General features: G+C 70.7%; 26 protein-coding genes. 15 read left to right on the forward strand and 11 right to left on the reverse strand.

Annotation, left to right across the window (positions count from 1 at the left end):
* Positions 1–136: 136 nt before the first annotated feature.
* Positions 137–991, forward strand: a complete 855-nt coding sequence (locus AB0L06_RS06610; protein WP_500229916.1) for a helix-turn-helix transcriptional regulator — start codon at positions 137–139, stop codon at positions 989–991.
* A 153-nt stretch (positions 992–1,144) separates the two neighbouring features.
* Here AB0L06_RS06610 and AB0L06_RS06615 read toward each other — a convergent pair whose 3' ends face one another.
* Positions 1,145–2,263 (reverse strand): FAD-dependent oxidoreductase, encoded by a 1,119-nt coding sequence (locus AB0L06_RS06615; RefSeq protein ID WP_500229917.1) that lies wholly within the window; start codon positions 2,261–2,263, stop codon positions 1,145–1,147.
* Positions 2,264–2,317: 54 nt separating this feature from the next.
* Here AB0L06_RS06615 and AB0L06_RS06620 point away from each other — a divergent pair, with 54 nt between their 5' ends.
* Positions 2,318–3,010, forward strand: a complete 693-nt coding sequence (locus AB0L06_RS06620; RefSeq protein WP_500229918.1) for a TetR/AcrR family transcriptional regulator — start codon at positions 2,318–2,320, stop codon at positions 3,008–3,010.
* A 154-nt stretch (positions 3,011–3,164) separates the two neighbouring features.
* Here AB0L06_RS06620 and AB0L06_RS06625 read toward each other — a convergent pair whose 3' ends face one another.
* From AB0L06_RS06625 to AB0L06_RS06635, 3 genes are all read right to left on the reverse strand, one after another.
* Positions 3,165–3,356, reverse strand: coding sequence for a DUF1059 domain-containing protein (locus AB0L06_RS06625; protein ID WP_500229919.1), 192 nt, complete (start codon positions 3,354–3,356; stop codon positions 3,165–3,167).
* 445 nt (positions 3,357–3,801) lie between these two features.
* Positions 3,802–4,977 carry a cytochrome P450 gene (locus AB0L06_RS06630; protein WP_500229920.1) on the reverse strand — a complete coding sequence of 392 codons (1,176 nt, stop codon included), beginning with the start codon at positions 4,975–4,977 and terminating at the stop codon, positions 3,802–3,804.
* Between the two features lie 15 nt (positions 4,978–4,992).
* The gene (locus tag AB0L06_RS06635; protein ID WP_500229921.1) at positions 4,993–5,649 is read right to left on the reverse strand and encodes a VC0807 family protein; all 657 of its coding nucleotides are present in this window, start codon (positions 5,647–5,649) and stop codon (positions 4,993–4,995) included.
* Between the two features lie 81 nt (positions 5,650–5,730).
* On the opposite strand from AB0L06_RS06635, the gene AB0L06_RS06640 reads away from it, so the two are divergent.
* The 8 genes from AB0L06_RS06640 (at position 5,731) to AB0L06_RS06675 (ending at position 12,416) form a co-directional block, all read left to right on the forward strand.
* Positions 5,731–6,309 carry a TetR/AcrR family transcriptional regulator gene (locus AB0L06_RS06640; RefSeq protein WP_500229922.1) on the forward strand — a complete coding sequence of 193 codons (579 nt, stop codon included), beginning with the start codon at positions 5,731–5,733 and terminating at the stop codon, positions 6,307–6,309.
* Between the two features lie 210 nt (positions 6,310–6,519).
* A complete protein-coding gene (locus AB0L06_RS06645; RefSeq protein WP_500229923.1) occupies positions 6,520–7,791 on the forward strand; it encodes a serine hydrolase domain-containing protein in 1,272 nt (423 codons plus the stop codon).
* A 206-nt stretch (positions 7,792–7,997) separates the two neighbouring features.
* A complete protein-coding gene (locus AB0L06_RS06650) occupies positions 7,998–8,441 on the forward strand; it encodes an RrF2 family transcriptional regulator (protein ID WP_500229924.1) in 444 nt (147 codons plus the stop codon).
* 9 nt (positions 8,442–8,450) lie between these two features.
* Complete coding sequence (locus AB0L06_RS06655) at positions 8,451–9,677, forward strand: MFS transporter (RefSeq protein ID WP_500229925.1); 1,227 nt, start codon at positions 8,451–8,453, stop codon at positions 9,675–9,677.
* A 289-nt stretch (positions 9,678–9,966) separates the two neighbouring features.
* Positions 9,967–10,470, forward strand: coding sequence for an FBP domain-containing protein (locus tag AB0L06_RS06660; protein ID WP_500229926.1), 504 nt, complete (start codon positions 9,967–9,969; stop codon positions 10,468–10,470).
* A gap of 147 nt (positions 10,471–10,617) precedes the next feature.
* Positions 10,618–11,217: a VanZ family protein gene (locus AB0L06_RS06665; protein ID WP_500229927.1), complete on the forward strand. Its 600-nt coding sequence runs from the start codon at positions 10,618–10,620 to the stop codon at positions 11,215–11,217.
* A 57-nt stretch (positions 11,218–11,274) separates the two neighbouring features.
* Positions 11,275–11,841: a SigE family RNA polymerase sigma factor gene (locus tag AB0L06_RS06670; protein ID WP_500229928.1), complete on the forward strand. Its 567-nt coding sequence runs from the start codon at positions 11,275–11,277 to the stop codon at positions 11,839–11,841.
* On the forward strand, positions 11,838–12,416 hold the full coding sequence (locus tag AB0L06_RS06675; protein ID WP_500229929.1) for a permease-like cell division protein FtsX: 579 nt from the start codon (positions 11,838–11,840) through the stop codon (positions 12,414–12,416). Before AB0L06_RS06670 ends, AB0L06_RS06675 begins: the two co-directional genes overlap by 4 nt.
* Before the next feature lie 34 nt (positions 12,417–12,450).
* Here AB0L06_RS06675 and AB0L06_RS06680 read toward each other — a convergent pair whose 3' ends face one another.
* Positions 12,451–13,302 (reverse strand): LysR family transcriptional regulator, encoded by an 852-nt coding sequence (locus AB0L06_RS06680; protein WP_500229930.1) that lies wholly within the window; start codon positions 13,300–13,302, stop codon positions 12,451–12,453.
* An 81-nt stretch (positions 13,303–13,383) separates the two neighbouring features.
* Between AB0L06_RS06680 and AB0L06_RS06685 the strand changes: the two genes are divergently transcribed.
* Positions 13,384–14,307 carry an MBL fold metallo-hydrolase gene (locus AB0L06_RS06685; RefSeq protein WP_500229931.1) on the forward strand — a complete coding sequence of 308 codons (924 nt, stop codon included), beginning with the start codon at positions 13,384–13,386 and terminating at the stop codon, positions 14,305–14,307.
* A gap of 28 nt (positions 14,308–14,335) precedes the next feature.
* Here AB0L06_RS06685 and AB0L06_RS06690 read toward each other — a convergent pair whose 3' ends face one another.
* Positions 14,336–14,554 (reverse strand): hypothetical protein, encoded by a 219-nt coding sequence (locus AB0L06_RS06690; RefSeq protein WP_500229932.1) that lies wholly within the window; start codon positions 14,552–14,554, stop codon positions 14,336–14,338.
* A 9-nt stretch (positions 14,555–14,563) separates the two neighbouring features.
* On the opposite strand from AB0L06_RS06690, the gene AB0L06_RS06695 reads away from it, so the two are divergent.
* Entirely contained in the window at positions 14,564–14,794 is a 231-nt protein-coding gene (locus tag AB0L06_RS06695; protein WP_500229933.1) for an aldo/keto reductase, read from the forward strand.
* Between the two features lie 49 nt (positions 14,795–14,843).
* Here the strand turns inward: AB0L06_RS06695 and AB0L06_RS06700 are convergent, their stop codons facing one another.
* The 3 genes from AB0L06_RS06700 to AB0L06_RS06710 form a co-directional block, all read right to left on the reverse strand.
* Positions 14,844–15,383, reverse strand: a complete 540-nt coding sequence (locus AB0L06_RS06700; protein WP_500229934.1) for a DUF1062 domain-containing protein — start codon at positions 15,381–15,383, stop codon at positions 14,844–14,846.
* Positions 15,384–15,734: 351 nt separating this feature from the next.
* Positions 15,735–16,619: an aldo/keto reductase gene (locus AB0L06_RS06705; protein WP_500229935.1), complete on the reverse strand. Its 885-nt coding sequence runs from the start codon at positions 16,617–16,619 to the stop codon at positions 15,735–15,737.
* A gap of 14 nt (positions 16,620–16,633) precedes the next feature.
* Positions 16,634–17,578 (reverse strand): NAD-dependent epimerase/dehydratase family protein, encoded by a 945-nt coding sequence (locus tag AB0L06_RS06710; RefSeq protein WP_500229936.1) that lies wholly within the window; start codon positions 17,576–17,578, stop codon positions 16,634–16,636.
* Between the two features lie 79 nt (positions 17,579–17,657).
* Here AB0L06_RS06710 and AB0L06_RS06715 point away from each other — a divergent pair, with 79 nt between their 5' ends.
* Positions 17,658–18,560: a LysR family transcriptional regulator gene (locus AB0L06_RS06715; RefSeq protein ID WP_500230381.1), complete on the forward strand. Its 903-nt coding sequence runs from the start codon at positions 17,658–17,660 to the stop codon at positions 18,558–18,560.
* Positions 18,561–18,642: 82 nt separating this feature from the next.
* Here AB0L06_RS06715 and AB0L06_RS06720 read toward each other — a convergent pair whose 3' ends face one another.
* A complete protein-coding gene (locus tag AB0L06_RS06720; RefSeq protein ID WP_500229937.1) occupies positions 18,643–19,425 on the reverse strand; it encodes a class I SAM-dependent methyltransferase in 783 nt (260 codons plus the stop codon).
* Between the two features lie 72 nt (positions 19,426–19,497).
* Here AB0L06_RS06720 and AB0L06_RS06725 point away from each other — a divergent pair, with 72 nt between their 5' ends.
* Complete coding sequence (locus tag AB0L06_RS06725; RefSeq protein WP_500229938.1) at positions 19,498–20,004, forward strand: winged helix-turn-helix transcriptional regulator; 507 nt, start codon at positions 19,498–19,500, stop codon at positions 20,002–20,004.
* A gap of 89 nt (positions 20,005–20,093) precedes the next feature.
* Here the strand turns inward: AB0L06_RS06725 and AB0L06_RS06730 are convergent, their stop codons facing one another.
* A complete protein-coding gene (locus tag AB0L06_RS06730) occupies positions 20,094–20,702 on the reverse strand; it encodes a GNAT family N-acetyltransferase (protein ID WP_500229939.1) in 609 nt (202 codons plus the stop codon).
* 64 nt (positions 20,703–20,766) lie between these two features.
* Here AB0L06_RS06730 and AB0L06_RS06735 point away from each other — a divergent pair, with 64 nt between their 5' ends.
* Entirely contained in the window at positions 20,767–21,258 is a 492-nt protein-coding gene (locus AB0L06_RS06735) for a CGNR zinc finger domain-containing protein (RefSeq protein WP_500229940.1), read from the forward strand.
* Positions 21,259–21,381 lie beyond the last annotated feature (123 nt).

Below are 21,381 nucleotides of genomic sequence, written 5' to 3' on the forward strand. Positions count from 1 at the left end.
CGAAACGGCTCCCAAGGGGGCTTAGCTGGAAGCTCTCTCGCTCACGTGAAGAAGCCTAGGAATAATCAAGGAAAGGATCGTTCCTGACATCGGTCGGCTGCGCGAGCTGGGCTATCCGGTCGACGCGCGGCCGGGTGTGGCCGGCGGGTACCGGCTCGGAACGGGCCATGCGCTGCCACCGCTCCTGCTGGACGACGAGGAGGCAGTGGCGGTCGCCGTCGGATTGCGTACCGCTGCGAACGGCTCGATCGCGGGCATCGAGGAGACCTCGGTGCGTGCGCTGGCGAAGCTGCAGCAGGTGCTTCCCTCGCGACTGCGCCACCAGGTCAGCGCCCTCCAGTCGTACGCGCTGCCAGTGCCGTCGCGTGGCCCGCAGGTGGATCCGGACGTGCTGACCGTGATCGCGAGTGCCTGCCGGGACCACGAGCGGCTCCGGTTCGACTATCGGACGCATTCCGGCGCGGCCGGCCGGCGCTCGGTCGAGCCGTACCGCCTCGTGAACGACCGGCGGCGCTGGTACCTGATGGCCTGGGACATGGACCGGGACGACTGGCACACCTTCCGTGTCGACCGGATCGAGCCCCGGACGCCGGCAGGCCCGCGCTTCACTCCCCGTGCGCTACCGCCCGACCAGAAGATCGCGGCGCAGGTGGCACGCGGAGTCGGCGAGGCGACCTGGCGGTACCGGGCACGGGTGATCGTGCACGCGCCCGCGGCGTACGTGCGGGATCGGCTGCCGATCCCCATGGAGGTGGAGCCCCTGGACGAGAACCGGTGCGCGTTCGAGCCAGGCTCGGACCATCCGGAGATGCTCGCCCTCTACCTGGGGCTCCTGGACGCGGACTTCACGATCGTGGACTCACCGGAACTCGTCGACGCGCTGCACAACCTGACCAAGCGCTACCAGCGCGCGATCGACGCCAGCCAGCAGACTTCCGCCAGTTGCCCGGACGGAGGCCACCCTCACCGCCAGCACGAGTCTCCACCGTGACCAGAACAGAGCTGATCTTGTCCGCACACGACCAATATGTGGCGTGCCCGACCTGCCTGTGGCGGGGGTAGTGGATCTGTTGGAGGGACCGCGGCAGTGCTGCGCCGTTCCGTGGAGGCGTGGCGGGGCGTTTGGTGTTCTCGCGCTTGGTGGTCAGGATGGCTGGACTTCGTCGAAGACTGCGATGGCTTCGGCGGGGTCCGGACTCACGAGGCGGTTCAGACCGGCCATCGTGATCTCCGCCCACTTGCCGGCCCGTGGCCGCATCTGTTCCTCGAAGGCGCGGACGGCCTCGTCCAGATCGTCAGGACCGGCGGCGATGGCCTCGGCGAGTTCGGCGCCGTCCAGCATCGCGAGGTTCGCGCCCGCCCCAAGGGGAGCCATCAGATGCGCGGCGTCGCCCAGCAGCGTCACCCCGGGGACGTGGGGCCAGGCGTGGGACGCGGGCAGGACGTAGAAGGGGCGGTGGACGAAGGCGGTGCCGTGGCGCAGGAGGTCGAGGACGGGAGCGGCCCAGCCGTCGAACAGCCCCAGCAGCCTCGATAGCACGGCCTCGACGTCGGCCGAGTCCTGGTTCGTGTGCCAGTCCAGCGGCGCGCGGAACTTGGCGTACACCTTGACGTGGCCGCCGCTGTTGCGCTGGGCGACGATGGATCGGTTCGCGCCGTACACGGCCACGGAACCGTCGCCGATCAACCGGGCGAGGTCGGGGTGGCGGGTGTCGACGTCGTCCAGGGAGGTCTCGACCGAGGTGACACCGGTGTAGTGCGGGGTCACCGACGAGACCGCCGGACGGATCCGGGACCAGGCGCCGTCCGCGCCGACCACGAGGTCGAACGTCTCCTGCCGCCCGTCCGCGAAACGGACGAGCACGCCGTCCCGGGTCCCCGGCGCCACCTCCGTCACGCCCCGCCCCCACTGAACGTCGAGGGGGCCGAGTAGCAGGTCACGGAGTTGCCCTCGGTCGATCTCGGGGTTGGCCTGCTCATCTGGACGGGGTCGCCAGTCGCGCACCACGGTCCCGTCCGTGTCCAGGATGCGCATGGCCTGCCCCTCGATGCGGGACAGCGACTGGAACTCCCCCAGCAGCCCCGCCTTGTCCAGCGCGAGCTGGCCCAGCCCTTCGTGCAGGTCCAGCGTGCCGCCCGGGGGACGCGCGTCAGGGCCGGGATCACGTTCGAGGACGGTGACGGGGTGATCATGGCGGTGCAGGACGCGGGCGAAGGTGAGGCCGGCGGGGCCGCCCCCGACTACGGCGATGCGATGTCTCATGTCGATACACTGTATTTGTTCATGACGGCGTATCGCAACAGTACGGTGGTGACCATGACTGTGTGGGACCGGCCGGAGCCGCCGACTCGCCCCGTGCCGCTCGACCGTGAGCGGATCGTCGCCGCCGCCATCGCGCTCGCCGATGAGGGCGGGTTGGAGGCGGTGTCGCTGCGCAAGGTCGCCGCCCGGCTGGACGCCGGCCCGATGCGGCTCTACGGATACATCTCCTCCAAGGAGGACCTGTTCGACCTCATGGTGGACGAGGTCCAGGCCGAGATCCTCCCCGAGGAACCTCCCGGTGACTGGCGGGAGGCGCTGCGCGTCCTCGCCCACCGCACCAGGCGGGCCGCCCTCCGTCACGAATGGCTCGCCGACCTGCTCGGCGGCCGCCCGACCCTGGGCCCGAACGGCTTCGCGGTGACCGAGGCCACGCTGGCCGCCCTCGACGGCCTCGCCGACGTCGACACCGTCATGCGCGCCGTGGAGACCGTCGGCGCCTACTTCACCGGCGCGATCCGGCGCGAGATCGCGAACCTGCGGGCCGAGCGCGCCACGGGCCTGTCCAAGCGCGACTGGCAGCGCGCCTCCGGCCCGCATCTGACGAAAATGCTGGCCACAGGCCGCTTTCCGGCGCTGTCCAAGGCCGTGTACGACGGCACGGACGTGGACGCCGAGACGTCCTTCGCGACCGGCTTGGAGTGGGTCCTCGACGCCGTGGCCGCCAAACTCAACCGGCCGTCCGCGTGACGCTCAGCAATTGCCGAAGGGAGCGCTGTCCACGGACCGCGCTCGCTTGCGCCGCCACCTCTTCATGGTGTGGGCACAAACCCGTTCGGCGTCCGGCCGTGATGCCGGCCGGAGCTGTCTGATACTCGCGGGAGGCGCCGTCAGGGCAGGAGGTTCAGGCGTGCTGCGGCACCTCGTCCTTCAGCATTCCGCGTAGCTGCTTCCGCAGCTCTGGACTGTCGGTGTGCCCGTGCGCGGACACCGCGTGCTCGACGGCTGCCCGCAACACTTCGCTCTCCTCGCCGGAGATGGTCAGCGTGCAGTCGATATCGCTCGGGAAATCCCTGCAGTCGGCTACCTTGCGCATGTCGTACCTCCCTCTCCGCCAGTCTCGATCGACCGACGGACGGCGGTGAACACGTGAAGCCCCGTATGAGGAAGGTCCGGCCGCTCCGCCGGGTCATCTCCCGGGGCCGGTCACGTTCTCCAGCCTAAATGCCCTGGTCAGCAGGGGCAAGGTGGGTGCCCGCCATGTTCCACGGCGAGCCGGGGCCGGCCCGGTGGCGGCACGCGGAGGGAAGTTCCGGCAGGAACATCGCCGAACTCGATGCCGAGATGGCGCGGCTGGCGACCCTGCGCGCTGAGCCGGTCGGCATGCTCACCGAGCCGGATGCGTTCCCGTCCCAAGGCGCCAGGACGGGAACGCAACCACCTGCCAGGTGTGCCCGGGCCCTCCGTGGTCCGCGACGGCGAAGGCTCGGTCGTGCTGTGCTCCGGACATCACCCAGGCCTACTCGCCACCGGGCAAGGCTTCACCAGGTGACGGGTAGTGCGGCGAGGCCGCCGGTGAGGCGGTCGTTGCGGAGGTGCAGTTCGTCTCGCGGGACGGCGAGTTGGAGCTTCGGGAGCCGGGTGGGGATGCGGGTGAAGGCCTCCTGGAGTTCGATGCGCGCGAGGCCGGCGCCGATGCAGTAGTGGGAGCCGTGGCCGAAGGTGAGGTGCGGGTTGGAGGTGCGGGTGATGTCGAAGACGCCGGGGTCGGAGAAGACGCGAGGGTCCCGGTTGGCGGCCTGCGGGGCGAGGATGACGGCGTCGCCGGTGGGGATGGTGGTCTGACCGAGGGAGACGTCGGTGTGGGCGTAGCGCGGCAGGCCACCGGTCGCGTTGAGGCTGGACAGACGCAGGATCTCCTCGACGGCGTTGGGGACCAGGGCGGGGTCTGTGCGGACGGCGTCCAGCTGCTCGGGGTGGGTGAGGAGCATCAGAAGGCCGAGGTCGAGGCGGACGACGGTGGTCTCGTGTCCGGCGAACAGCAGCATGGCGGCCATACGGGCGATGTCGGCGTCGACGAGGCCGTGGTCGTCCTGGCCGGCGAGCAGATCGGAGATGACGTCTTCGCCCGGGTTGTTCCTCTTGTGGGGCAGGAGGTCGTGGACGTAGGCGATGAGGTCGTCCTGGGCGGCCTGGGCCTTGGCGGGATCGGTGAGGGAGGTCAGCTCGTTCGCCCAGTGGCGGAAGAGGTGGTGGTCCTCATAGGGGACGCCGAGGAGTTCGCAGATCACCATGACCGGCAGGGGAACGGAGAACGCCTGGTGCCAGTCGGCGGGCGGGGCGGGCAGTTCGTCCAGCAGATGGTCGACCAGGTCTCCGACGTGGGGGCGGAGTGCGTTCATCCGGCGGGCGGAGAAGGCGGGGGTGAGCAGCCGCCGGTACTGGCGGTGGCGGTCACGTTCGGTGTCGTGGTCGCCGGCGGGGCCTCCTAGGATCACCGAGGCCGACACCCGTGCGGCGCGCTCGGGGGTGGGGTGGGAGCGGCCGAGGCGGTCGTCGCCGAACAGGGCGGTGACATCCTCGTGCCGGGTGACGAGCCAGGCGGGGTCGCCTGCGACGGTGCGCACCTGGGTGACCGGCTGCTCGTCCTGCAGTTCGCGGTAGCGCGGCGCGATGTCGAGGATGTCGTCGGCGGGCGGGAAGGGCAGGTGTTCCATGGACTCGCTCCTCACTCAGCGGGTCGGAGACAGTGCGTCGGGTGGGCCGGGTTCGGTGGGGCGGCCTGCGCGCGGTCGTAGGGTCCATACCCCGAGAGGGGCGAGGGTGAGGCCGAGCAGCGGCGAGATGGTCACCATGACCGTCGCGGGCAGCACATAGGACAGGCCTACCCGCGCGGCGGCCTCCACTAGCAGTGCGATGCCCCAGATCGCGGTGATTCGACGGGCCTCGGTCCGGACGGACGGCGACTGCCAGGTGCGGTCGTAGGCGGCCTGGGCGTCGGGCCGGTCACCGACGAACAGGCGCCGCCTGAGCGTGAAGATCAGCGGCTTGGACGCGAGCAGCGAGCCGAGGAAGACCATCCCCAGCGCGCCCGTGGTCAGGGACTCCTTGACCAGCAGGATCCGTCCGTCGTGGAAGGCGAGCGCGGCGGTCAGGCCGATGGCGATCGACGTCAGCGACAGCACGGCGAACGGATCGACCTTTCTGCCCCGCGCCAGGACGAGCACGCCGCCCGCTGCCGGGAAGAGCGCCGCGACGGCCAGGGCGTCCACGGTGCTCATGCCGTTTCTGGCAAGGACCAGGTAGGCGACCAGTGGCGCCACGATGTTCCACCGCACGGACGAATTCGTCAGCAGCCTGGGCCTGCGCCGGGTGATCTCGTTGGCCACCTCGGCCTCCTTGTGTATACATGGCTGTGTACACTTCGGAGTGTACACATGGCGGGGTGCCATGCATGCGAGGGTGGCGATGTGACTGAAACCGGACAGGCTCCGCACGGCAGACGGCTGCTGCCGCGAAACGAGCGGCGAGCCCAGCTGATCCGCGCCGCGGCCACGGCCTTCGCCCGCCAGGGGTTCGCCGAGACCGGCCTGGAGGACGTCGCCCGCGAGGCGGGTGTGACGCGGGCGATCATCTATCGGCATTTCGCCTCGAAGACCGACCTGTACCAGGCCGTCCTCGATGACACCCAGGAGCGCCTCCGCGCGCGCCTCGGCGCCCCCGACACCTTCGGTGAGGAGACGGTTCCCGCGCTGGTGGACGCGGCGTGCGACGACCCCGACGGCTTCCGCCTGCTGTTCCGGCACGCCCAGCGCGAACCCGAGTTCGCCGCACACATGGAGGAACGGAACCGCGTCGCCGCCCAGGCCACCGAGAACCACCTGCACGAAGCCCTGCCGGACGCCGCTCAGCGGCGCTGGATCGCCGGCCTGATCCCCAAGCTGACCATCGAGCTGATCCTCTCCTGGCTGGACGCGGGACAGCCGACCAGCCGGGACGAACTCGCACGGACCATCCGCGCGACGTCGCGCGCGCTCACCGGCCGATGAGCCCGCACAACCTGTCATGACCTGGGCTCACCGACGCCGACCGGCCGTCCCCGTGCGGGCCCGCCGGTTCTTGATGCCGGGGCTTCGATGTATCGCAGGCGTATCGAAAACCTCATACGCCACAGCAATGGTCTTCCGTCTTCAGTGGAGGCATGGGCCGCGGTAGGCCTCTGCGACGGTCGGTTTGCCGATCGGGAACGGATCGTGATCATGGACTCGAATTCCGCGCGTGGCGTCGACCGGCGGCGGCTGCTCGGGTGGGGCGGGCTGGCGGCCGTCGGCGGGGTGGCGGCCGGAGTGCCACTGGTGGGCGCCCGCCGCGGGCATGCCGTGCCTGCGGGACAGGAACGTGCGGCGCTGACCGACCTCGGTGTCCCGCCGGACACCCGTCCCGGCGGGGCCTACGACCGGTACGTGGCGAAGCTGGCCGCCGAGGGCAAGTTCTCCGGCGTGGTGCTGTTGTCGCACAAGGGTCGGACGGTGCTGTCGCGAAGCTACGGCATGGCCGACAAGGAGAAGGGGATCCGCAACCACGAGGGCGTCGCGTTCAGCCTCAGTTCGGCGGGCAAGCCGTTCGGCGCGGTGGCCCTTTTGCAGTTGGCGCAGCAGGGCAAGGTGAAGCTGTCGGACACGGTGGGCACCCATCTGAAGGGCTTCGCCAACGACATCGCCGAGAAGGTGACCATTCACCACCTGCTCTCCGGCACATCCGGGCTGTCCAGCCCGGATGAGGACGTCAAACGCGTCTTCCGGAGCCAGGGTGAGGTGCACAAGTACTACGAGCGGCGGGCCCGGCAGGCGAAACTGGTGGGCGTCCCAGGCGTTCCCGACACCGCTCACGCGGAAGCGGAGATCACCATTTCCGCGCTGATCGTGGAGGCCGTGGCCGGCACGACGTACTGGGACTACGTCGAGGAGCACATCTTCAAGCGCTGCGGCATGACCGGCTCGGCGTTCTACACCAGGCCGCAGTGGCTCACCGACACCCACATCGCGCACCCGTACGTGACGCTGGCCGGCGGCAGCCAGGTCGACGCCGTCCGCAACCTGGGCAAGAGCAGCCCGAACCCGATGACGCTCGGCAAGAACCCGGGCCGCGCCTTCATCAACGCCCCCGGGGACGGCGGCTTCGCCACCGCGCCGGATCTGGTCCGGTTCGCGCACGCGCTGGGCGACGGCACGCTACTGGACCGGCCCTGGGCCGACGTGCTCACCGGGGCCAAGATCCCTCACGGACCGACGTCGTTCGGCGCGTACGGGATCACGGCCTCCATCTTCAAAGGCCAGTGGAGGTACCAGCGCGGCGGAGGCGACCCCGGTGTCGCAGCCAACTGGGACATCTACCCGTACAACGGCTGGGTCGGCGTCATCCTCGGCAACATCGACGGTGTGCCGCTCCAGGACATGATCGGACGGGAGACGCAGGCCATCACCGGGGCCGCACCCGGCGGAGGGCCGGGCGGCGGGTCAGGCGGCGGCTGAGGTGATCGGCGGCTGACCCGATGAGAAAGGCCCTCCGCCTGCCCGGCATGCCGGGCAGGCGGAGGGCCTTTCTCATCGCCGGCCGGCTACACGAGTCCTACGACACCCGGCATCGATGGATGCACCCGACACCGCGGTGAGGTCGGCGACGGCTCAATGAGGGCATTGTGGATAGTTGATGTCGACAATAGGCTAGTGTTGATCACATGAAGCTCTCCCAAGGCGTTGAGTGGGGTCTGCACTGCGTGGTGCTGCTGGCGCGCATGCCGGCGGACACCGTCGTGCGCCGCGCCGACCTCGCCGACTATCACGGTCTGGCCGAGCCCACTCTGGCCAAGCATCTGCACTCCCTGACGCGGGCCGGGGTGCTGCACGCCGTTCCGGGGCCCAAGGGCGGCTACCGCCTCGGCCGTCCGGCGGCCTACATCAGCGTGCTCGACATCGTCGAGGCGATCGACGGCTCCTCCCAGTTGTTCGTCTGCACGGAGATCCGCCAGCGCGGTAGCGGCGCCCTCGCCCCCGACCAGTGCACCGGCCCCTGCCTGATCAACGCCGCGATGGGCGAGGCCGAACGCGCCTGGCGGGATTCGCTGGGCTCGTTCACCATCGCCGACCTCGCCGCCCGGATCCCCACCCCTGTCAACCACTGAGGAATCCGCATGAAACTCCACTCCGTGCTACCCACGGGGTCGGCCCGCAAGCCGGTCCTGCTGCTGTCGCTGGGCACCTTCGCGCTGGGCACCGACGCGTTCGTCATCAGCGGTGTGCTTCCCGTGATGGGCCGCAGCCTCGGCGTGGGCGTCGCCGAGGCCGGCCAGCTGATCACGATCTTCTCCGGCGTCTACGCGCTGGCCGCTCCCGTTCTCGCGGTGCTGACCGGCAACTGGAACCGGCGTACCGCGCTGTTCGTGGCCATGGCGGTCTTCGTCGCGGCCAACCTGCTCGCCGCCGTCGCCCCCAACTACCCGATCATGGTGATCGCCCGGGTGCTCGCCGCGTTGGCCGCGGCGTTGTTCACTCCCGCCGCCACCGCGGCCGCCGTGACCCTCACCGCTCCCGCCGAACGCGGACGCGCGCTGGCGACCGTGCTGGGCGGCCTGACCGTCGCCAACGCCCTCGGGGTGCCGCTGGGAACCCTGATCGGCCAGACGGCGGGGTGGCGTGGCACGTTCGTGTTCGTCGCCATCCTGGGCGTGATCGCGCTGGCCGGTCTGGGCCTCACCCTCCACTCGATGCCCTCCCCCGGAGTCGCCTCGTTCGCACAGCGCCTGGCCGTGGCCCGGATTCCCGGCGTGCTGCCCACCCTCGTCGCCACGGCGCTGGCGATGGCCGGCGTTTTCGTCCTCTACTCCTACCTGGCCTGGTTCGCGGACCACACCGCGGGCGTCACCGGCAGCGAGCTGACCGTGCTGTACCTGGTCGCCGGGATCACGGCGGTGCTGTCGAACCTGGCCGCGGGCTGGATGATCGACCACATGCCGCCCACCAGGGTCGCGGCGATCGGCATGACCGGCCTGCTGGTCTTCACGCTGGTGTTCGCCGTGCTCGGGGTCACCGGGACCAACCTGGTGGTGCTGTCGGTGGTGCTCGGGCTCTGGTCGTTGATCAGCTGGCTCTACAACCCGGCCCAGCAGCAGCGACTGCTCGGCGCGAGCGGTCCCGGAGGTCCCATCGCGCTGTCGCTGAACTCCTCGGCGATCTACGCGGGTCAGGCCGTGGCCGGAGGCGTCGGCGCGTTCGCCGTGGCGAGGGGCGCGAGCACGCTGGCCCTGGTGGCGGCCGCCGCGGTCGCTCTCGCACTCCTGGCGCTGCACGTCTCGACCCGCCGATTCGCCACCGCCCCCGTGCCGGCGGAGGCACCCGCGGCTGAGACTGCGAGCCGGTGAGTAACCTCGACGCTGGCCGTCCGCTCATCACGAGCGGGACGGCCAGCGTCGAGGTTGCTCACCCTGAACGCCAACGCCTTGCCTACGAGGCCGAGCAGGTGCGCGCCGACCGGCTCCGCGCAGCCGACGCCGCGTTACCAGCGTTCCCAGCCTGGTGATCGACGGTCGTCCGCCGGTCTCGGGTGTCCAGCCGGTCAACGACCTGCGCCGACTGCTCGAGCACGGCCCGACCATCCCAGCCCATTAACCCTTTGCCCGCGGCATGAGCGGGACCATAGGCTCGCAGCCCATGCAAGCGATTACCGAACGTGACCTGCGGGCCTGTTTCGTCAACTGCTCCAAGGGTGACGCCAAGCGCCTGAACCTCCCCAGGGACTTCGCGGAGACACCCTGGGACGATCTTGAATTCCTCGGCTGGCGGGATCCCAAGGCTCCGGACCGCGCCTACCTGGTCACCGAGACGGCCGACCGTCTCGTCGGGATCGCGCTGCGCTACGCGTCCGCGCCCGGCAAGGCGCGCGGGTTCAACTCGACCAGCCTGTGCTCGTTCTGCCAGACCGTCCACACCGGTGGCGGTGTCGCGTTGATGAGCGCGCGACGCGCGGGCGAGGCCGGCAAGCAGGGCAACACCGTCGGGCAGTACCTGTGCGCCGATCTGGCCTGCTCGCTCTATGTGCGCGGTAAGAAGCAGACCCTCCTGGGCGACGCTCACGACGACGGCATCCCGCTTGAGCAGAAGACCACCCGGATCATGACGAACCTGAACGCCTTCATCGCCCTGGTCGTCGCCTGACCAGCGGATCCGCAGAGGCGCCTTCAACCAGGTCTTCAACCACGGGCCGCGTCTGGCCACCCGTCCAGCACCTGCAGTCGATGAGATGACCGGCAGCGAGACCAGCTCGCTGCCGGGGCTTCGGTATGTCACGAACACGGAGGTCGCATGGTCGAGGGCTGGCACGGCTGGGTCGGGACGACCCGGGGCGTCGTGCTCATCACGGTGGCCGCGCTGCCGTTGGCCGTCCTGGCGGTGTGGGCTCTGGCGCGTCGCCGGAGGGCCGCGGGCGTTCCCTCGGCCCGGGCGCGGCGCATGTCGCTGGCCGAGGTCGGCATCGTCTACGGGACGGTGCCGTGGATATGGATGATCATGTTGCCGGGCGAGCACCCGGGCACCGCCCCGGGCCGGGTGAGCCTCATCCCCCTGCGGGACCTGATCGCGGTCCTCTCGGGCAATCCGGTGATGGCGACGGTCCAGGTCGTCGGCAACATGCTGGTGTTCGCCGCGCTGGGCTTTCTCGCCCCGCTTCGGTTCACGGCGCTGGCGTCGGTGCTGCGGATCCTGGCGCTGGCGGCGGGCTGCTCGACCCTGGTCGAGGTCGCACAGTACGTCCTGCGCCTGGACCGCGTGTCGTCCGTGGACGACGTTCTCCTCAACGCCGGCGGCGCCGCGCTGGCCGCACTGGCCTCGCGCCGCTTGTGGCGCGCCACACCGCCCAACACATCCCCGGACCGTCCCCGCTCCGCCTCGGCAGCGGGACGCTGAACCGCCTGAGGCACGCGGCTCAACGACCGAGAAAGTCGGGGCTCAGGAGCAACCTGCATGGGGCTGCGGAGTCTCTGGTACATGAATGTGAACGTGATACCCGCTGACAGAGCGCGCGGGCAGACGACCACCGTCGATGAGGCGGCCAGGGTCGTCACTGAGCTCTATCGGGAGCATGCGCTCGGGTTGATGCGGCTCGCCGTGGTGATGGTCGGCGACCAGGCCACCGCCGAGGACGTCGTGCAGGACGCCTTCGCCGGCCTGTACCGCCGCTGGGCGAAGGTGCGTGAGCCGGACCGGGCATTGGCCTATGTGCGGTCGGCGGTGTTGAACGAGTGCCGGAACGCCCGGCGGCGCAGGCGGAGAGCGGTTTGGCACGAGCATGTGCCACCCGCGTGGTCGGCCGAGGCCGCCGCGATGATCGGGGAGGAACGTCGCGAGGTTCTCGCCGCGCTGCATCGGCTGCCCGCCAGGCAGCGGGAGGCCCTCGTCCTGCGGTTCTTCTGCGAGCTGTCGGAAGGCGAGATCGCCCGCGCGATGCGGGTGAGCCGGGGCACCGTCAAGTCGACCACGTCCCGGGCGCTTGCCTCGTTGGGACGGATGCTGGAGGAGGACGCGCGATGAACACCACGGAAGGCAGACTGCGGGACGCACTGAGCGCGGCCGGCGCGATGGTCCAGTCGTCCGACGTTCCCATCCTGAATCTGGAGGCCCGACGGCGCGGGGCAGGGGTTCGTCCCAGGCGCGGACGGCGGCTGGCGTTGCGGGTTGGGGTGCTTGGGGCGGCGAGTATGGCCGTCGTGGCCGGGGTCTCAGTGAGTGGGACGTCCGACAAGCCGCGCAATGCCGCAGCGGCAGAGGCACTCGCGCCACCGCCTGGCTACAACGTTTCGGTCTTTCTGTGTTCGCGGACATCGGCGAATCGGCTCTGCGAGGGGAAGGACGTCACGCGGGAGCAGTTGACGCAGATCGAGCAGGCGATCAGGGCTGTTCCCGGCGTCCGCCAAGTGCGGTACGAGCCGCGGGTGGAGGCTTTTCGGCGGTTCAAGGAGCGGTTCAGCGGGGTTCCTGGTTTCCAGGATGTGCGGGCCGGCGACATCCCTGACTCCTACCGGGTCCAAGCGGACGCGTCGGCGCGGCCGGGACTGCTGCGCGTGATGGACGGGCGTCCCGGAGTGGATCAGGTGATCGCTGAGTGACCTCCGCCCGCATGTTCGGTGGGAGCGGGAGGGGTCAGCCGCGGTAGGCGGCTTTTGCGGTGTGGGCGAAGGAGGGGATCAGGGGGTTGGTGTCGTTCTCGTTCCATGCCGCGACCACGCGGCTTGGCGTCATGTCGGTGAGTGGTACCGCGGTCAGGCCTTCGGGCATGTCGTGTCCGAGGGGGGTCATGCCGACCGTGCCGTTCCAGAGCACGGCGTGCCGGCACTCCTGGACGGCCCGCACCACCGGTCCCTCGCGGGGCTCGCCTCCGTTCCAGTAGGACCACCACAGTGGGTCGGTGCCGTCCGGGAACTGGAACCAGCGCCGGTCGGCCAGGTCGGCCAGCTCCAGGTGCGTGCGGCCGGCGAGGGGGTCGTCGGCGCGGAGTACGGCACCGACCGGGTCGGCGCGCAGTTCGTGGACGGTCAGGCCGGTCTCGTCGAACGGTGCGCGGGTGAGGGCGATGTCGACCAGTCCGGAGCGCAGTCCGCAGGTCGGGTCGGTCAGGTCGGCTTCGCGTATGCGGACCTCGATGTCCGGGTGCCGCTCGCGGAAGGCGTTGGCCAGCCGGACGGCGTCCAGGTCGGTGCCGTCACCGAGGAGGCCGATGGTGATGGACGTCGGACGGGCCTCCGCGGCCACGCGTGCGCGGATCCGGTCGGCACGGGAGAGCAGGTCGCGGGCCTCGTCCAGCAGCACCGTTCCGGCGGGTGTGAGGGTCACGCCCGCGGCGGAGCGGTGCAGAAGGGTGGCGCCGAGGCGGGTCTCCAGCTGTTTGATCGCCCGGCTCAGCGGGGGCTGGCTCATGTGCAGCCGTGCGGCGGCCCGTCCGAAGTGGAGTTCCTCGGCGACCGCGACGAAGTAGCGCAACGTCCGCAGCTCCATGCTGCGACGATACCCGCGGAGCATCGGGGGCTTTCGCATCGGTCTTGGACGAGCGGAGCTCCGCGGCGGTGGAATCGCAGCATGAACAACGCGCTTCTTCCCGATCCCGTCGTGCACGTCGCCGGTGCCCAGGAGATCGCCCCGGACGTGCTGGTGATCCCGGACCGCGGGATCCAGCTGGTCCCCAACATCGGCATCATCGGCGGCGAGGAGGCCGTCCTCGTCGTCGACACGGGGATGGGCACCGCCAACGCCGAACAGGTCCTCGCCTTGGCGTCCGAGGTGGCCGGCGGGCGGCGGCTGTACCTGACCACGACGCACTTCCACCCCGAGCACGCCTTCGGGGCGCACGTGTTCGACGGCGCGGCCACCTACGTCGCCAACCGTGCCCAGGCGGACGACCTGAGGACGAGAGGTTCGGGCTACCTGGAGATGTTCCGCGGCTTCGGCGCGCCGGTCGCCGACCGTCTCGACGGCGATGTCCGCGTGCCGTCGCCCGACGTGGTCTACGACGACGGGCACGTCCTGGACCTCGGTGGCCGGACCGTGCGCCTGCGGCCCACCGGCCAGGGCCACACCAAGGGCGACCAGGTGATCGAGGTGCCCGACGCCGGTGTGCTGTTCACCGGTGACCTGGCCGAGGCCGGGCAGTTCGCGATCTTCCCCTGGTTCCCGCCGTACGACACCGACGTCTCCGGGCTCGGCTGGCTGGCGGTGATGGAGCGGCTCGCGGTGGACGGGCACCGGGTGGTGGTTCCCGGCCACGGCGAGGTCGGCGGCCCGCAGGTGCTCGCCGACGTCCGCGACTACCTGCGCGAGCTGCGCGACGAGACCTGGCGGCGACGTGACTCCGCGATGGACGAGGGCGCGATCCTGGCCGAGGTGCGGGCCCTGCTGATCGAACGGCACCCGGAGTGGGGCGGACGGGAGTGGATCGAGAAGGGCGTCGGCTGCCTGTGCGCCGAACACGCCGCACAGGCCCGCCAGGCGGGAGGCGTGGGCTGATGATTTCGCGGCGGACGCCGTCCGCGTCCTAGGTGTTCGCGGCGGGGCCTCGTGCCCCGTCGAGGACGAGGTCGAACAGGCGTCCGAGCTGCGTGCGTCCGCCCGCGATGTCGGTGGCCAGGACCACGCCGACGACGGCCGTCACCAGGACCTCGGCCCGCAGGTCCGCCCGGAGCGTGCCGATGCCGACGCCCGCCTGCCGCGCGACGTCGCCCGAGTCGGCTACGGCGCGATGCAGCTCACCCACGGCGGCCGTGTGGCGCCTGAGACCGCCATCGCCATGCTGCGGCAGGCCGCCGGATCCGGCGCGAACCACATCGAGACCGCCTGGATCTACGGCGCCGGAGCCTGCAACGCGTTCATCCGCGAGGCGCTCGCGCCCTATCCGGAGAACCTGGTCGTGGCGACGAAGCTGGGCGCCGACGTCACCGCCGACGTCCGACTCGGGCCGGACGTGGTGGCGCGCCTCGACGCGCTGGCCGGCTGACACCGCGGCGGGCCTGGTGGCCCGCCGCGGTTCCCTCCCCGTTAGCCCGTCAGTCCCTGGGGATCACGGTGAAGGTGAATCCGGTGCTCGTCGGACGGCGCAGCGAACTCTCGCACTTGATCCGGCGCAGCACCTCGCTTCGGCTGAGGCCGAGCCGCCACGCGATGAGCCGGTCCGGGCGCACCGGAACGGGATCCTCGAAGGTGACCTCGATCTGGACCGGCCATGCCTCGTCGAGGGGTACCGGCGAGGCGTCCAGCAGCCAGGCCCCCTCCCAGTCCAGGGCGAAGCGGTTGCGCCGGGCGAGCCGGGGATCCAGCAGCGTGGACGCCACCAGTTCCGGATCGTTGACGCGGTAGCCGTGGAACTCGGCCGGATCGAGGGATCTCACCGGCACCCGGTCGTGGACGGTCAGCTTGCTCGTCCGGTCGCAGGACATGCAGTGGACGAGCAGCCACACGTCCAGCAGCTTGCCGTTGGAGTTGACGCGGAACCTGCCCGCGCCGGTGGTGGCGGACTCCGCTCGGCAGTCCACGCACCGCGATGACAGCAGCGGCAGCCTGGTCCGGCGGACGACCCAGGGCAGCACGATATGAGGTTGTGAAGACATGAGCTCTCTTGACCTGACACGAGGCCGATTACGCGCGACCTCGAACGCTGAACGACCGGGCGCGCACGAGGGCAACCCGGCGGAACCGACGGTGAACGTCGGCTACAGGTGAGCGAAAGGTGTCAGGTCTAAAGAGCAGGCGGGGTCACGCGGTCATCCTTTGTCTTCACTGCGACGGGCCGCAGGCAATCTAAGGGAACGCGAAAGGAAGCCTCAAGCGGTTTTTCCGGCCGAGACGTCATCAGTACAACGACGGCCCCTCAGCGGCGAAGGCGAGGGTGCCGCCGCTGAGGGACGACCAGCAGGCCGCACGCCCGCCCAAGGCTCGCCTCAGCCCGGCAGCTCCGTCTCGAGCAGCGTCAGTTCCTCTGCGCTCAGCTTGATCTGGACGGCCCGCGCGGAGTCCTGGATGGAGGCCGGGCGGCTGGCTCCCGGCACCGGGATCACGGCCGGGGACCGGGCCAGCAGCCAGGCCAGGGCGAGTTGTTGCGGGCTGACGCCGCGCTCGGCGGCGACGCGGTGGAAGGCGGTGCCTCCCGAGGTCGAGCCGGAGGGGCCGTCGAGGGAGCTGCGGGAGATGCCGCCGAGCGGGCTCCAGGGCAGGAAGGCCAGGCCCAGCTCGGTGCTCAGCCGCAGCTCGGGCTCGCTGTCGCGGACCGCGGGCGAGTACCGGTTCTGCACCGAGACGAGCCCGTCCCCGAGGATCTCGTGCGCCTCGCGGATCTGGGCGGTGGTCACGTTGGAGAGTCCGGCGGCGCGGATCGTGCCGGCGTCGAGCAGCTCGCGCAGCGCGCCGACGGAGTCGGCCCAGGGCACGTCCGGGTCGGGCTTGTGCAGCTGGTAGAGGCCGATGGCCTCGACGCCCAGACGCTCGGCGGACGACTCGGCGGCGCGCTTGAGGTGTTCGGGGGTTCCGGTGACCGTCCAGCTTCCGTCGCCGGGTCGTCCGCGTCCGCCCTTGGTCGCCACGAGGACGTCGGAGGTGTCGCCGCCGTAGCCCGCCAGGGCGCGGGCGATGAGGAGCTCGTTGTGCCCCTCCTCGCCGGCGTGCCAGTGGTAGCTGTCGGCGGTGTCGATGAGCGTGACACCGGCGTCGAGGGCGCCGTGGATGGTGGCGATGGCGCGCCGTTCGTCCGGACGGTTCTCGATGGACAGCGGCATGGCGCCCAGGCCGATGCCGCTGACGTCGGTGTTGCCGATGCGGCGGTACTGCATGGTGACCTTGTTCCTCAGCTGGTGGGGACGGCGGATGCGGCGATGGCCTCGGCGACGGCGCCGGGCAGCCACTCGGTGGTTCGGGAGAAGGGGAAGCCCAGGTCCCGGGCGCGCGCGTTGCTCATGGCGTAGTGCCGGTCGAAGGAGAACGGTGAGGCGGTCTCGTCCGGGGCGACGGTTCGGTGCACGGGCCGCCGCCCGGTCTGCGCGGCGATGACGGCGCACAGGTCGTGCACGTCGAGCGGGCCGTCCGAGCAGGCGTTGACCGGGCCGGTGAAGTCGGTGGCCGTGGCCGCCCACAGCAGCATGTCCGCCAGCTCCTCGTAGTGGACGAAGACGGTGGGCAGCGCCTCGGCGCGCACGGCGATCTCCTCGCCCCGGACGATGCGCTCCACGTAGTACGCGAGCCGTCCGGTGAAATCCTGCGCGCCGCCGCCGAGCACGTGGGCGCTCCGGACGGAGGCGAACCCGAACCCGGTGGCTTGGGTGAAGACCGCTTCCGCCTGGCGCTTGCCCTCGGCGTAGTGCGTCTCGAGGTACGCCTCGTCCTGCCAGGGAAGGTCCGTCGACACCAGCCACGTGGCCGGGTCCACGGTCGACTCCGGCACCGGGGTGCCGACAGGCACGGACGTGAGCGCGGCGGTCGCCGGGTCGTAGACCTCGATCGTGGAGGTCATGACGTAGCGCCGGGTGCGGCCGGAGAAGGCGCGGACGGCGATCGCCGCCTGCACGGGGGTGTAGCAGACCTGGTCGACGACCACGTCGAAGGCGCGGGTCCCGAGCGCGGCGCGGAGGGCGGCCTCGTCGTCGCGGTCGACGACGAGGTGCTCGACCCCGGCGGGCGGCCGGACGGAGCCGCGATTGATCAGGGTGACCCGGTGGCCGGCCGCCAGCAGGCGCTCCACCAGCACTCTTCCGACGTACCGGCTTCCGCCGATGACGCAGATCTCTTTTTGCATGCCTCCATCCTGGAGACCTAGGGTCACCAGCAGAAGTACCGGCCTGCTGGACGCGTATTAAGGAAAACTGTTGATCGACGTGCAGCGGCTCCGCGTCCTGCGGGCGGTGGCGGAACACGGCAGCTTCAACCGGGCGGCCACCGCCCTGCGTCTCACCCCCTCGGCCGTCTCCCAGCACGTCGCCGCTCTGGAACGCAGCCTCGGCGCCCAGGTCGTCACCCGTAGCACCCGCGGCGTCGTCCTCACCCGGGCCGGGCAGATCATGTTCGGCGCCGCCGAATCGGTCGCCGCCGAGCTCGAACACGCGAAACAGCAGGTCGACCGGCTCAGCACCGGACGTACCCAGGTCACCATCGCCACCTTCACCAGCGGCGGACGGCTCCTGCTCCCGGGAGCGCTCGACCACCTCACGACCGTCCACCCCGACACCGTCGTCCACGTCAGGGAGCACGAGCCCGAGGGCAGCCTGCCCCTGGTCCGACAAGGCGCCGTGGACCTCGCGCTCGCCTACTCCTTCGACGGCCCCCTGCCCGGACGGCAAGGACAGGGCCACAGCCTGCGCTGGACTCCGCTCATGGACGACCCGCTGCACGTCGTCCTGCCCGAAGGGCATCCGCTGGCCGAGCGCGGCGAAATCGAGCTGGCCGAACTCGCGGCCGAACCCTGGGTGCTCGGCTGCCTCAAGACCGAGGCGTACCTCCGCCGCTACGCCGAACGCGCCGGCTTCTCCCCCGACGTGCGCGGCACCACCACCGACTACTTCTTCGCCCGCTCGCTCGTCGCCGCGGGAATGGGGATCTCCCTGGTCCCGACCATCGCTCTGACTCCCCAGGTGCCGGGCCTGCGCACCGTCCCGATCACGCCGCCGACCCCGACCCGGCGCATCGGCGTCGCCACGATCAGCCGCCACCGCGACCACCCCCAGGTCGCGACCCTCATCCAGGCCCTCCGCGCCCAGGCCGCAGCCCTCAGCGAGGGGTGAACCCGCCCCAGAGCGCGGCGGAGGGGGCGGTCTCGACCTCGGCGCGCCAGGTGGTCGAGGCCGCGGGGACAGCTGCTCCCGACTACGCGTCCGTGCTCTGGATCGGGCGGGCGTGGCCGAGGTAGGTGACGATCGGCTTGCCGTCCGGCTCGAGGACGAAGTCGGTCATGCCCGGGATCGCCTCGTCGTCGATCCTGCCCGCGCGGCGCGCCATGGTGGCCCGGACGAGGTCGAGGACGTTCTTCGGCTTGAACGAGCAGACGTCCTCGTTCCGCAGCCCGTGGGCGGCGAGCGTCGCCGCGACCTCCCCGGGCGTCCGCAGGCGAGCGGCGCTGTAGCGGTCAGGAGGCATGATCCGGGTGAGTGGCAGCGCCTGGAAGGCTCCGAGGTAGATGAGCCTGGAGACGGGCGTCCGGTTCACGGTGTCGTAGAAGAGGACGCCGTCCGGTCGCAGCAGCCGGGCCGCCTGCGCGACGACCCGGTCGAGGTCGCCGGTGATCTCGAAGGTGTCGGCGTAGAAGAGGACGTCGAAGGACGCGTCGGCGAGCCCGGGATCCTCTGCGGGCCCGGTCGCGAACTCCAGGAACCCGCCGTCCTCCGCGCCGCCCGCCTCCCGGGCCATCGCGGTCGCCTCGGCGGACGGATCCAGGGCGACGACGTCCAGCCCGAGTCCCGCCAGCCCGCGAGCGAGGAGCCCTCGTCCGCTGCCGACGACCAGGGCGGACCGTCCCGCCGGTTCGATCCCGAGCCGGCGCAGGACCGAGCTCACGTACTCGAGCCGGACGTCCTGGAAGGTGAGGGCCCGGATGTGGCGGCCGTCGATGGCGCCGGCCGTGCGCGAGTCGAGTTCGATGGTCGGTCCCATGAGGCTCCTCCGCGTGAGTTTCCTTAGGGAACCGACACTAGTCCCCTTAGGGAACTCGCATACACTCAGGGGGTGACCAGGACCCCGCTCACCGACGTCGCGTGCTCGATCGCGCGTGCCACCGACCTGTTCGCGGACGCGTGGACGGCGCTCATCATGCGGGACGTCCTGGTGGGCGTGAACCGCTTCGACGACCTGGCCCGCGACCTCGGCATCTCGCGGAAGATCCTGGCCGCGCGGCTCTCCCGCCTGGTCGGGGAGGGCGTCCTGACGCGCGAGCGCTACCAGGAGCACCCTCCCCGCGAGCACTACCTGGCGACCGAGAAGGGCAAGGACCTGTATCCCGTCCTGCTCGCGCTGATGCGATGGGGCGACCGCTGGTACGGGGAGTCGGGACCGCCCGTCCACATCCGCCACCTGGAGTGCGGCCACGACACCGAGGCCGTCACCACCTGCGGCCACTGCGGCGACGAGCTCACCGCCGACAACACCACCCAGCTGCCCGGCCCCGGCGGCCGCATCGGCCCCGGAACCCAGGTACTCGGCCCCCTCATCGCCTCCCGCCGCCCACCGGCGTGACCGCCATGGCGACTGCGATCCGGTGCTCGTCGCGGCGCCGCGCCGCTTGACCGACGCACTCGGCGCCCTTCGGCGGGGACGACCCTCTCCTATGAACGGTCAGGGGCGGCCTCGTGGGTCCAGATGAGGCAGTCGTGCCAGGTGTCGTGTTCGGCGTCCGGGTGGGTCCAGGTCCGGCAGTGCTTCGGGATGAGCTGGTCGAACTCGAAGCCGATGCGTTGGGCGAGGCGTTGCGAGGGTTCGTTGCCGGGTTCGATCTCCAGCCAGATCCGAGGGACGGCGAGGACGTCGTGGGCCCACCGGGTCGCGGCGCGGGCGGCATGGGAGGCGATGCCCTTGCCCCGCTCCTCAGGCTGTAGCCAGTACGCCAGTTCGATGCTCCCCGGACGGTCCGGGATCAGCCCGATCGCACCGAGAAGCCGTCCGTTCCGGATGACACCGAGACTGAATTGCCCTTCTTTGGCCGGAGCCCAGTCGGCCAGTGCCGCTTCGGCGTCGCTTGGCGAGTAGGGGCCGAGGTGGGGGCCCCACAGGGATCGGCCTGGTTCTCCGCTCGTGGCCTCGACCAGGAGGGCGACGTCGGGACCGTCCAGGGTGCGGAGCCGCAGGCCGTCGTCCTCCAGCTCCAGGTCCATGAACAGCGTCGAGCGCTCGACGGACGCACTGGAACTGGCAATGTAGTTGGTGTTCATGCCCATGTGGCCTACTATGCAGACAAGGAAGGTAGGTGGTCAAGTGCGTTACATCGCCTACATTGGCAACATGGCCAAGCTGACCGTCGAACTGGTCAACGGCGATGACCCCAGTGACCTGCGACGGGAGTTCTTCCGTCAGCACCGCGTCGCCGACCCGGACGCCGAGGAGCTCGCGGCGCTCCTGCCGCTCCTCCGCGACGCCGTCGCGACCGTGGCGGACGCGGGTTCGATCGCGCCCGTCAACCTCCTCCTGGAGAGGTTCCCGCCCAGGATGATCGTGAGCACCCATGACGAGACCGGCGAGCCGCACCTGCACTTCGCTCACGACGGCGAGGACCCCACGTCCTGGCTGGGACGCGGCTGCGCCGCCGCACTCGCCCACGTGATCTGCGGGGATCCGCACGTCACCGTCGGCCGATGCCAGGCGGACGGATGCGAACGCTTCTACGTCGACGACTCCCGCAACCGCAGCCGCCGCTTCTGCTCCAACACCTGCGCCAGCCGGACCACGGTCGCCGCCTACCGAGCCCGCCGGAAGAACCGCACGGCCGCGGGCTGACCGGGGGTGTGCCGCTCAGCCGGCGGTGACCACGATGCGCGAGCGCCCTGTTCGAGCTCGGGCTGCGCCCCGGCGACGTCCTCGCGGCCCACACCGGGGTGCGCGTCGTCCTCTGACCGGAGG

The organism is Spirillospora sp. NPDC052269, from assembly GCF_040679435.1.
Taxonomy (GTDB): Bacteria; Actinomycetota; Actinomycetes; order Streptosporangiales; family Streptosporangiaceae; genus Spirillospora.

Excerpts from the sequence above, each read along its gene's own strand:
- AB0L06_RS06615 (WP_500229917.1), bottom strand. The coding sequence starts at position 2,263 with ATGAGACATCGCATCGCCGTAGTCGGGGGCGGCCCCGCCGGCCTCACC.
- AB0L06_RS06660 (WP_500229926.1), top strand. The coding sequence starts at position 9,967 with ATGCAAGCGATTACCGAACGTGACCTGCGGGCCTGTTTCGTCAACTGC.
- AB0L06_RS06670 (WP_500229928.1), top strand. The coding sequence starts at position 11,275 with ATGGGGCTGCGGAGTCTCTGGTACATGAATGTGAACGTGATACCCGCT.
- AB0L06_RS06620 (WP_500229918.1), top strand. The coding sequence starts at position 2,318 with ATGACTGTGTGGGACCGGCCGGAGCCGCCGACTCGCCCCGTGCCGCTC.
- AB0L06_RS06655 (WP_500229925.1), top strand. The coding sequence starts at position 8,451 with ATGAAACTCCACTCCGTGCTACCCACGGGGTCGGCCCGCAAGCCGGTC.
- AB0L06_RS06685 (WP_500229931.1), top strand. The coding sequence starts at position 13,384 with ATGAACAACGCGCTTCTTCCCGATCCCGTCGTGCACGTCGCCGGTGCC.
- AB0L06_RS06735 (WP_500229940.1), top strand. The coding sequence starts at position 20,767 with ATGGCCAAGCTGACCGTCGAACTGGTCAACGGCGATGACCCCAGTGAC.
- AB0L06_RS06645 (WP_500229923.1), top strand. The coding sequence starts at position 6,520 with ATGGACTCGAATTCCGCGCGTGGCGTCGACCGGCGGCGGCTGCTCGGG.
- AB0L06_RS06630 (WP_500229920.1), bottom strand. The coding sequence starts at position 4,977 with ATGGAACACCTGCCCTTCCCGCCCGCCGACGACATCCTCGACATCGCG.
- AB0L06_RS06680 (WP_500229930.1), bottom strand. The coding sequence starts at position 13,302 with ATGGAGCTGCGGACGTTGCGCTACTTCGTCGCGGTCGCCGAGGAACTC.
- AB0L06_RS06720 (WP_500229937.1), bottom strand. The coding sequence starts at position 19,425 with ATGGGACCGACCATCGAACTCGACTCGCGCACGGCCGGCGCCATCGAC.
- AB0L06_RS06625 (WP_500229919.1), bottom strand. The coding sequence starts at position 3,356 with ATGCGCAAGGTAGCCGACTGCAGGGATTTCCCGAGCGATATCGACTGC.
- AB0L06_RS06665 (WP_500229927.1), top strand. The coding sequence starts at position 10,618 with ATGGTCGAGGGCTGGCACGGCTGGGTCGGGACGACCCGGGGCGTCGTG.
- AB0L06_RS06650 (WP_500229924.1), top strand. The coding sequence starts at position 7,998 with ATGAAGCTCTCCCAAGGCGTTGAGTGGGGTCTGCACTGCGTGGTGCTG.
- AB0L06_RS06730 (WP_500229939.1), bottom strand. The coding sequence starts at position 20,702 with ATGGGCATGAACACCAACTACATTGCCAGTTCCAGTGCGTCCGTCGAG.
- AB0L06_RS06675 (WP_500229929.1), top strand. The coding sequence starts at position 11,838 with ATGAACACCACGGAAGGCAGACTGCGGGACGCACTGAGCGCGGCCGGC.
- AB0L06_RS06705 (WP_500229935.1), bottom strand. The coding sequence starts at position 16,619 with ATGCAGTACCGCCGCATCGGCAACACCGACGTCAGCGGCATCGGCCTG.
- AB0L06_RS06710 (WP_500229936.1), bottom strand. The coding sequence starts at position 17,578 with ATGCAAAAAGAGATCTGCGTCATCGGCGGAAGCCGGTACGTCGGAAGA.